Origin of the sequence: Streptomyces sp. NPDC094147 (genome assembly GCF_044764265.1) — a bacterium.
GTDB lineage: Bacteria > Actinomycetota > Actinomycetes > Streptomycetales > Streptomycetaceae > Streptomyces.
Genome location: NZ_JBIWHT010000067.1, coordinates 1 through 7,413, shown reverse-complemented (window position 1 = coordinate 7,413; position 7,413 = coordinate 1). Strand labels below are relative to the sequence as shown.

The following is a 7,413-nucleotide window of genomic DNA, read 5'->3' as shown; positions in this document are numbered from 1 at the left end:
GGCCCTGGGGCTGCGCCCCAGACCCTGCGGGGGCTCTGCCCCCTGCACCCCCGGGGGTTTGCCCACCCGCCCGCCCGTGACGGGGGTTGGGAAGGCTGACCCCTGGGGCTGCGCCCCAGACCCCCCGGGGGCTTCGCCCCCTAGACCCCCAAGAGGGGCTCTGCCCCTCGAACCCTGGCGGGGCTGCGCCCCTGCACCCCCTTCGGGGGCTTCGCCCCCCTGCGCCCCCAGTCCTCAAACGCCGGACGGCTGGGATGTGCCGCTCAGCCCAAATGCAGCCCCTCCGGCGTTTGAGGAGCGGGGTCTGGGGCGGAGCCCCAGGGCTGTCCAACCCCCGGAGGGTTTCGGGAAGGGGCGGGGTGGGGAATTCCCGCCGTCACAGCACCAGTTCCACCCACACCGTCTTCTGCGGGGCCAGCCCCGCCACCGTGCCCCAGCGGTCGGCCAGCGCCTGGACCAGCAGCAGGCCGCGCCCCGACTCGCAGTCGTCCGGCACCGCCGACGCCACCACCGGCAGCGCCTTGTCGGCCCGCGTATCCGTCACCTCGATCCGCAGTACGCCGTCCTCGCGCAGCAGCAGCCCCAACTCGAAGCCCCGCCCGGACACATACGCGTGCAGCACCGCGTTCGCCGCCAGCTCCGCCACGAGCAGCGCCACCGTGTCCGACGGCTCGCTGTCGTGCGCGATGCCCCACGCCTCCAACTGCCCCTGCGCCAGCCTCCGCGCGAGCCCCGCCGCACGCCGGGTCGAGGCGAACCGCTTTCTGAATACACGTACGGTAGCCGGAAGTTGACCGGCCATCACTTCAGCTTCCAGGTGCATGAGGCCACCCTGGCCCGGCCGGCACGCCCTCGACCAGGCATGCGGCGCGTACGCTGCGCGAGCGTACGCGCACAGACTGTAGACAGTACGCTCAATCTCCCGTAACTCTGGGTGAGTTGCGTACGCGGGGCGATCTGTTCACCGGGAGGCGGCCGCCGATGGCATGGGACCACGAGGGACACGACGGAGAGCCCGACCCCTCCGACAGCCTGCGGACGTTCGGCGCGGTCGTCCAGGCCCTGCGCGAACACGCCGGCCTCGGCCGCGAGGACTTCGCCTCGCTGGTCGGCTACTCCAAACACACCGTCGCATCAGTGGAGTTGGGGCGCCGCATGCCCGACCCCGAGTTCGTCGAGCGGGCCGAGGCGGCGCTGGGTAACACAGGAGCGCTGCGAAGGTCAGCCCCGTATCTGAACCGTCAGTCCGGCATTGCATCCTGGTTCCGCAAATGGGCCCGGTTGGAGCGGTCGGCAATCGGTCTCGATACCTACGAGTGCAGGCTGGTCCCGGGGCTGTTGCAGTCGGAGGGGTACGCGCGGGTGCTGTTCGAAAACGACATCCCGCCCCTGTCGGACGAGCAGATGGAGGCGAGCCTCGTTGCCCGCATGGAGCGCCAGCGCCTGTTGAGCGAGCGCCCCAACACGTCGTTCAGCTTCATCCTCGACGAGGCTGTCCTTCAGCGCCGCATCGGTGGAGTTGAGGTCACGCGGGGGCTGCTGGATCACATCCTCGCGGCTACAGCTCCTCGCAACGTGGATCTCCAGATCATGCCGCTGCACTGCGAGAGCCATGCCTGCCTCGCCGGGGCGGTCCGTCTCCTGGTGACTCCGGACGGGCGGCGATTCGCCTACTCCGAAGGCCAGCAGAACGGGCGCTTGATCACCGGCCAGAAAGAGGTCGCCCTCCTCGCTCAGCGGTATGCGACACTGCGCTCGCAGGCACTCAACCCGGAGGAATCCCGGGGCCTGTTGGAGCGAATGCGAGGAGCCCTATGAGTACACCCGAACTCACCTGGTTCAAGAGCAGTTTCAGCAGCGCCCAAGGCGACGACTGTGTCGAAGTCGCCCTCACCTGGCGGAAGTCCACGTACAGCGGCAGCTCCGGCGACTCCTGCGTCGAGGTCGCCGCCTGTCCCGACTGGCGCAAGTCCACGTACAGCAGCGGGTCCGGCGACTCCTGCGTCGAAGTCGCCGCCTGCCCCACCACCATCCACATCCGCGACTCCAAGCACAACAACAGCACCGGCGGTGGGCCTCAGCTCGCTCTCTCTCCCACTGCCTGGGGCGAGTTCGTGGCGTACGCGGGAGCCGACACCGTGCGGGACTGACGTTGGCGCGTCGTCGCGTGGGCCATCCCAACGGCCGTCAGCATCAAGGCAGTTGAGACCAAGGGGAACCAGCGGTCGCCCAGGATGGCGATGGCGGCGCTGCCCGTGCCGCCCGCTGCCGCGATGCCCAGGTACAGCGCGGTGGAGTTGAGGGACAGCAGGAGCGGGGCGCTCGGCGGGTCGAGGGAGACCAGGCGGGCGGGCAGGGCGACGGCGACCGACCAGCCCGCGAGCGGGTTGAGCGCGGAGGCGATCACGGCTGTCGTCATGGACTGCATGAGCCAGGGCAGGGCGAGGGAGACGGCGGCCGAGAGCGTACCCGCCGTGAGCATCACGACGCGCGGGCCCCACCTGTCCACGACCCGGCCGCCGACGTTGCTGCCTACCACGGAGAAGAGTCCCGAGACGAGCAGGAGCAGGGTCAGCCGGGACTGGTCGCCGCCGGTCGCGGGGGCCGAGGCGACGGTGTAGTAGATGAACACGGTCTGGTAGGCGAGGAAGACCAGGAAGGTCGTGGTCGCTGCGCCCAGGACGCGGCGGTCGGTGAGCGGGGCGAGCCGGGTGCGCAGGGAGACGGCGGGGGCGGGGGCCGGGAGGCCGCGCAGCATGACGGCGAGGCCGGCGAACGCCGCCGCGCCGAGCACCGTGACCAGCCACATGGTGAGCCGCCAGTCGCTGCGGCCGATCCAGGTGCCGAGCGGTACGCCGAGCGCGGTGGCCACGGTCATGCCGCCCATCACGGTGGCGATCGCCCGGCCGCGTCGCTCCGGCGGTACGAGCGAGGTCGCCGCCGCGCTGGCGGTCGGGGTGTAGAGCGCGGCGCCGACGGCGGCCAGGACGCGGGTCACGAGGAGCGTCCCGAAGGTCGGGGCGAGCGCGGACAGGGCGTTGGCCAGGGTGAAGACGGTGAGCGCGATGAGCAGCGTCCGGCGCCTGGGCCACTTCGCCGTGACCGTGGCGAGGACCGGGGCCAGCACGGCGTACGAGAGCGCGAAGACGGTGATCATCTGGCCGGCGGCCGAGACGGATACGCCCAGGTCGTGGCCGACGAGTCCGAGGATTCCGGCGATCACCATCCCGTCGGTGCCGACGGCGAAGGTGCCGAGGGCGAGCAGGACGAGGCGTAGGCGCATGGGTGGTCCCCTTCCACGGGCAGCGCGATGAGAGAATGGTTTGACGCACGTCAAACGAAACGAACACCTCGAACAATAGAGGTAGTTTGATGGTTGTCAAACAAATTCGGGGGAGGCGGAAGGGAGAGTGCGCGCATGGTGGAGGAGAAGGGGCATGAGCGGGAGGGCCTGGAGCCGGAGGACGGCGAGCAGCTTCCGCAGCCCGACGTGGCCGACATCGAGCTGGTGAAGGTGCTGCACGCGCTGGGCGACCCCGTACGGCTGTGGCTGCTCAAGGTGTACTCGGACGGCGAGCGGTACAGCTGCGCCCCGGACGCGCTCGGCCTCGGCCACCTGCACAAGTCGACCGTCTCGCACCACATGCGGATCATGCGCGAATCCGGGGTCACCTCGACCCGCGTCGTCGGCCGCAACCGCTATGTGAGTCTGCGCCGCGAAGACCTGGACACCCGCTTCCCGGGCCTCCTCGCCGCGCTGATCGCGTCGCTTCCGTACTAGCTGGTGGGTGTCCGGTGGATCACGGCCGGGGTCGGGGCGTGATCAATGAGCTCTGTTCCGGACCCGGGGGCCATGCCGAGAACCCAGGGTCGGGGCCCGAGGGCCACGCCGAGGACCCCGGGCCGTGGTCGCGGCGCCCGGCTGGGGAGCCGGACGCCGCGACCGCGCGCGTCAGGCCGGCCAGGTGCCCGTCCGGCCGAAGTGGCGGGCGAAGAACCGGACCGCGCTGTCGGCCTCGAACCGGGGAAGCTCCTTGTGCTTGCCCGCGTTGGCGTGCAGCGTCTTCTCCGTCGAGGCGAAGGCGTCGAACAGGGCGAGACCGGCCTCGCGCGGGATGTGCTCGTCGTCCCACTGCATGTCGAACTCGATCGGGATGGTGATCTGCTTCGCCTTCTCGGCCAGGGTGTCGGGCCAGTGCTGACCGAGGACGGCGGCGGTGATCCTGGGTTCGATGGCCACCAGCGGCAGGCCGATCGCGGTGCCCATGTTGATGCCGTAGTAGCCGACCGGCCCGTCGGTGCCGATCTCCGGAAGCTCCTGGAGGGCGTCCAGGGTCGCCTGCCACTCGGGCACGGCGAGTTCCGCGAGGTGGTCGTTGTAGCGGACGACGATCGGGCCTTCCGGCTCGCCCGCCGCCCGCGCCCGGAACAGGTCGGCGATCTCTTCCTCGTCGTGCGCGGTGCGCGGCCGGTCGCCGTGACCGGGCGCGTCGATGACGGCGACGTGGAAGCCGCAGCCGGTCACCAGGCGCTGTGCCCGGCCGGCCATCGCCGGGTGCTTCTTGTGGTTGCCGCCGCCGTGGCCCATCAGGATCAGGGGTGCGCGATCGGCTGCGTCGGAGGCGGGCGACCAGAGGACGCCGGGGACCTCGCCCACGGTGAAGTCGCGTTCGATCATGCCGTTTGACGCCGACTCGGCGGTGAAGTGCAGAGAGTACATAGGTGTTGCCTTTCGGGAGTGCCGTGTTGTCGAGGCGCTCCCGGCGACAGCTACGTCAATCGCCCGACCGTGACGAGAGGGGGAGCACCCACGTGGATACAGCGTTCATGGGTCTCACCTCCTCGGGCGTGTCGCGGTCGGCTGAAAGCTACCAGCCCGATGATCACCCCCTCAACCCATTTCGCCGCCGCGATCACACCGGGGAACGGCGGAGTGGGGTCGGCCGCAAAGTGCGGAGCGGGGCGGTCAACAGACAGGTACCTGGCAGCAGTTGGGCTGCCTATATTCCTGCGCATGCCCGAGTTGCAACTGCTCCGCCCAGGCCACGCCCCCGCGCTGCTCGCCTTCGAGCGGGAGAACCGGGGACGATCGTGCTACCCGCCCAGCTCCGGGTCGGGCTAACCCCCAGTGGGCTCGGCGCCCCGTGTTGCGGAGTCCATGGCGGACAGCTCTAGCCCAGTTGCGCCGGAAGCGGTGCCGCGTGCAGGACTGTCAGGCCTGAGACTGCTCGGGTCAGGGCGACGTACAGGCGGCGCAGGCCGGTGCGTTCGTCGGGCTCGCCGTCCACCACGGCGGCGGGCTCGTCCAGGACCACGTAGTCGTACTCCAGGCCCTTGGCCAGCGAGGCCGGGACCAGGGTCAGGCGGGACTCGGCCGTCGTCTCCTCGCCGGGAGCGAGGTAGGCCAGGCTCGCGGCCTCAAGTGCCTTGGCCAGTACGGGGATTCGGGCATCGGCGGCGATCAGGCCGATCGAGCCCTCGTGGGCCAGGGACGCCACGCACGCCGCCACCACATCCGCGTCCAGGTCCGCCGACTCGCGCACATCGAGCGAGCCCGGCGTCTCACGCACCGACTCCACCGCCGTCAGTCCCGGCGAGATCGACGGCAGCAGCTTCGAGGCGTACGCGATCACCTCGCGCGGCACGCGGAAACCGGCCGTCAGCTCCTCGACCACCGCCTCCTGCTTGCCGAGGTGACGCAGCGCCTCGGCCCAACTCGCCGTCGCCCAGGGCGTGGTGCCCTGCGCCAGGTCGCCGAGCACCGTCGCCGAACCGGTCGTGCAGCGGCGGCCGACCGCGCGGTACTGCATGGGGGAGAGGTCCTGCGCCTCGTCGAGGACGACATGGCCCAGCGAGTGGGTGCGGGCCACCAGGTCGTTCGCCTCGTCGATCAGGACGGCGTCGGCCGCCGACCACTTCGCCGACTTCACGCTGCGGGCGGGCCTGGGCGCCAGGATCGCCTTCTGCTCGTCGGCGGTGAGGATCCCCTCGGCGTGCTCGGCCAGGAACTCCGGCTCGTTGAGCAGCCGCAGCACCAGTTTCGCCGGGTCCACCGGCGGCCAGGTCTCCTTCACGGCGGCCTTGACCGCCGTATTGCGCGCCACCGCGTCCTGCACGCGGTCGTCGGGGGCCTCCCCGGCCTGTTCCATCCGTACGAGAACGGTGTGCGCGATCCGCTGCGGCAGGGCCTCGCGGGCGGCACCGTAACGGATGTCGCGGTCCCTCAACTGCTCGACGATCTCGGCGAGTTCGTACGCCGGGACACGCCAGCGGCGCGAACCGCGCACCACGACCAGGGGCTCGGTGGGGGTGGTGACGTGCGACCAGACCGCCCGGCGGAGCACCTCGGCCATCCGGGCGTCGCCCTTGACGACGGCGGACTCGGCGGGGTCGGTGCCGCGTACGTCGATGTCCTTCGCCACGAGATCGTCGACCGTCGCCTGCTTCACCTCCAACTCGCCCAGCGCCGGAAGCACTTGCTCGATGTAGTGCAGGAAGGACTTGTTCGGGCCGATGACGAGGGTGCCGGTGCGGGCGAGGCGGTCGCGGTGGGCGTACAGGAGGTACGCGACGCGGTGCAGGCCGACGGCGGTCTTTCCGGTTCCGGGGCCGCCCTGCACGCAGACGCTGCCGGAGAGGCCGGAGCGGACGATCTCGTCCTGCTCCGGCTGGATCGTCGCCACGATGTCGCGCATCGGGCCCACGCGGGGCCGCTCGATCTCGGCCTGGAGGAGCTTGCTGGTGGTGGCGGCCTCGGCGGGGTCCGTGAGGTGCTCGTCCTCGTACGCCGTCAACTCGCCGCCGGTGTACCCGAAGCGGCGGCGCAGCCCGATGTCCATCGGGTCCTTCTTGGAGGCGCGGTAGAAGGGCTGCGAGACGGGGGCGCGCCAGTCGATGACCATCGGGTCGCCGTCGGCGTCGTGGACGTGCCGCCGGCCGATGTAGAACCGCTCGCCCTCCGCCCCCTCGGCGAGGTCGGCGCCCGGGGCGTGGAGGTAGTCGAGGCGTCCGAAGAAGAGGGGGGTGTGGGAGAGGTCGGCGAGGGCCTTGATGCGGTCGTCGATCTGGCGCTGGAGGACGGCGGCGTTGACCCAGTTCGCGGTGACGTCCTTGATGTCCAGGGCCTGGACGTCTTCGCGCATCGTGCGCAGAGCTGCGCGGGAGTCGGTGAGGTGGGTGCGTTCGCGGTGCAGGGGGTCTTCGGGGTCGTGCGTCTGCACGGGGTGCCTCCGGCGGTTTTGGCGGAGGGGAGATTTTAGCCGGGGGGTGGGGGTGGGGCGAATGATTTTTCTTCCCCGCCCCGCCCCTTCCCGAACCCGGGGGGGGGGGGGGGGGGGGGGGGGGGGGGGGGGGGGGGGGGGGGGGGGGGGGGGGGGGGGGGGGGGGGGGGGGGGGGGGGGGGGGGGGGGGGGG

Annotated in this window: 7 protein-coding genes and 1 pseudogene; 4 read left to right on the top strand and 4 right to left on the bottom strand. The window is 71.1% G+C overall.

Annotation, left to right across the window (positions count from 1 at the left end):
• Nucleotides 1–376 precede the first annotated feature (376 nt).
• Entirely contained in the window at nt 377–823 is a 447-nt protein-coding gene (locus ACIQ8J_RS35515; protein WP_403274068.1) for an ATP-binding protein, read from the bottom strand.
• Nucleotides 824–981: 158 nt separating this feature from the next.
• Between ACIQ8J_RS35515 and ACIQ8J_RS35510 the strand changes: the two genes are divergently transcribed.
• Both ACIQ8J_RS35510 and ACIQ8J_RS35505 read left to right on the top strand, forming a co-directional pair.
• A complete protein-coding gene (locus ACIQ8J_RS35510; RefSeq protein ID WP_403274070.1) occupies nt 982–1,818 on the top strand; it encodes a Scr1 family TA system antitoxin-like transcriptional regulator in 837 nt (278 codons plus the stop codon).
• Complete coding sequence (locus ACIQ8J_RS35505; protein WP_403274072.1) at nt 1,815–2,150, top strand: DUF397 domain-containing protein; 336 nt, start codon at nt 1,815–1,817, stop codon at nt 2,148–2,150. The genes ACIQ8J_RS35510 and ACIQ8J_RS35505 overlap by 4 nt, the downstream gene beginning before the upstream one ends.
• Here the strand turns inward: ACIQ8J_RS35505 and ACIQ8J_RS35500 are convergent.
• On the bottom strand, nt 2,078–3,283 hold the full coding sequence (locus ACIQ8J_RS35500; RefSeq protein ID WP_403274074.1) for an MFS transporter: 1,206 nt from the start codon (nt 3,281–3,283) through the stop codon (nt 2,078–2,080). The two genes, ACIQ8J_RS35505 and ACIQ8J_RS35500, sit on opposite strands and share 73 nt — an antisense overlap.
• A 135-nt stretch (nt 3,284–3,418) precedes the next feature.
• Between ACIQ8J_RS35500 and ACIQ8J_RS35495 the strand changes: the two genes are divergently transcribed.
• On the top strand, nt 3,419–3,781 hold the full coding sequence (locus ACIQ8J_RS35495; RefSeq protein WP_403274075.1) for an ArsR/SmtB family transcription factor: 363 nt from the start codon (nt 3,419–3,421) through the stop codon (nt 3,779–3,781).
• Between the two features lie 171 nt (nt 3,782–3,952).
• Here the strand turns inward: ACIQ8J_RS35495 and ACIQ8J_RS35490 are convergent, their stop codons facing one another.
• On the bottom strand, nt 3,953–4,720 hold the full coding sequence (locus ACIQ8J_RS35490) for an alpha/beta hydrolase (RefSeq protein ID WP_403274076.1): 768 nt from the start codon (nt 4,718–4,720) through the stop codon (nt 3,953–3,955).
• Between the two features lie 294 nt (nt 4,721–5,014).
• Here ACIQ8J_RS35490 and ACIQ8J_RS35485 point away from each other — a divergent pair.
• A pseudogene (locus ACIQ8J_RS35485) lies at nt 5,015–5,083 on the top strand (GNAT family N-acetyltransferase); the annotation flags it as partial.
• An 88-nt stretch (nt 5,084–5,171) separates the two neighbouring features.
• Here ACIQ8J_RS35485 and ACIQ8J_RS35480 read toward each other — a convergent pair.
• On the bottom strand, nt 5,172–7,142 hold the full coding sequence (locus ACIQ8J_RS35480; RefSeq protein ID WP_403274243.1) for a HelD family protein: 1,971 nt from the start codon (nt 7,140–7,142) through the stop codon (nt 5,172–5,174).
• Between the last annotated feature and the right edge of the window lie 271 nt (nt 7,143–7,413).

What these genes read in the sequence shown, in the direction of transcription:
- ACIQ8J_RS35515 (WP_403274068.1), bottom strand. Translation starts at nt 823, where the DNA reads ATGCACCTGGAAGCTGAAGTGATGGCCGGTCAACTTCCGGCTACCGTA.
- ACIQ8J_RS35505 (WP_403274072.1), top strand. Translation starts at nt 1,815, where the DNA reads ATGAGTACACCCGAACTCACCTGGTTCAAGAGCAGTTTCAGCAGCGCC.
- ACIQ8J_RS35495 (WP_403274075.1), top strand. Translation starts at nt 3,419, where the DNA reads ATGGTGGAGGAGAAGGGGCATGAGCGGGAGGGCCTGGAGCCGGAGGAC.
- ACIQ8J_RS35490 (WP_403274076.1), bottom strand. Translation starts at nt 4,720, where the DNA reads ATGTACTCTCTGCACTTCACCGCCGAGTCGGCGTCAAACGGCATGATC.
- ACIQ8J_RS35510 (WP_403274070.1), top strand. Translation starts at nt 982, where the DNA reads ATGGCATGGGACCACGAGGGACACGACGGAGAGCCCGACCCCTCCGAC.
- ACIQ8J_RS35500 (WP_403274074.1), bottom strand. Translation starts at nt 3,283, where the DNA reads ATGCGCCTACGCCTCGTCCTGCTCGCCCTCGGCACCTTCGCCGTCGGC.
- ACIQ8J_RS35480 (WP_403274243.1), bottom strand. Translation starts at nt 7,142, where the DNA reads ATGCGCGAAGACGTCCAGGCCCTGGACATCAAGGACGTCACCGCGAAC.